This window comes from Bradyrhizobium sp. Leo78 (assembly GCF_059512425.1).
Genome location: NZ_JCAMOT010000162.1, coordinates 1 through 838 on the forward strand (window position 1 = coordinate 1; position 838 = coordinate 838).

1 protein-coding gene and 1 pseudogene are annotated in these 838 nt (G+C 57.4%); both read left to right on the plus strand.

Annotated features, from left to right (window positions below; all coding sequences use genetic code 11):
- Window positions 1–400, plus strand: a pseudogene (locus AC5ZG1_RS44050) (FAD-dependent oxidoreductase); the annotation flags it as partial.
- Between the two features lie 32 nt (window positions 401–432).
- Window positions 433–729, plus strand: a complete 297-nt coding sequence (locus AC5ZG1_RS44055) for a ferredoxin family protein (RefSeq protein WP_130582215.1) — start codon at window positions 433–435, stop codon at window positions 727–729.
- Window positions 730–838 lie beyond the last annotated feature (109 nt).

The window sequence follows — 838 nt, forward strand, 5'->3', positions numbered from 1 at the left end:
CGGCGATGCGGCGCAGCTCAACAACGCCATTCATCGCGAGGGCTCTAACCTCGCGATGACCTCGGGCCGCATTGCGGCGGAAGCTATCGTCCAGGTGAGATCACGGCGTTATCCCATGACTGCGGCAAATCTGTCGCTCTACAAGAAGATGCTGGACGAATCCTTCGTGATCAAGGATCTCAAGAAGCACAAGGATATGCCGATGCTGATGCATACCAACTCGCAAAACTTCTTTCTCACCTATCCGCAGCTCGTCGCTAGGGCGATGCAGAACTATGTGCGGGTCGACGGCACGCCGAAGGCCGAGAAGGAGAAGCTGACGTTGAAATCCTTTGTCAATGCGCGGTCATGGACCGGTTTATTTGGCGATGCATTCCGCCTCGCGCGCGCTTGGCGATAACCCATCAGAATCAAGGCTAAGGAAGCTGAAATATGAATGTCGAGACATCAGTGCGCGTCGAGGACAAGCTGTTCTACAACCGCTATCTTGTCGACGTCGGTCATCCTCACATCAAAGTACGCGCACATACGAAGCCGTCCCCACAGCTGCTTGCACTCTTGAAGGTCTGCCCGGCGCGCTGCTATGAGCTCAACCACAAGGGGCAGGTCGAGGTCACCGTCGACGGCTGCATCGAATGCGGCACCTGCCGTGTCATCGGCGAACCCACTGGCGACATCGAATGGAGCTATCCGCGTGGCGGATATGGGGTGTTATTCAAGTTTGGATGAGGGCTGAACGGCAGGCCGCGTGTCATCGCCAAGAAGCACGGCCCAAGATTGGTCCACGAGCGACCTGATCAATTCGCTGCGACGATGCCGGCACACGGCAGCTGGGGCG

Bases quoted from the DNA above. Each gene is read 5' to 3' on its own strand.
- AC5ZG1_RS44055 (WP_130582215.1), top strand. From the start codon at position 433: ATGAATGTCGAGACATCAGTGCGCGTCGAGGACAAGCTGTTCTACAAC.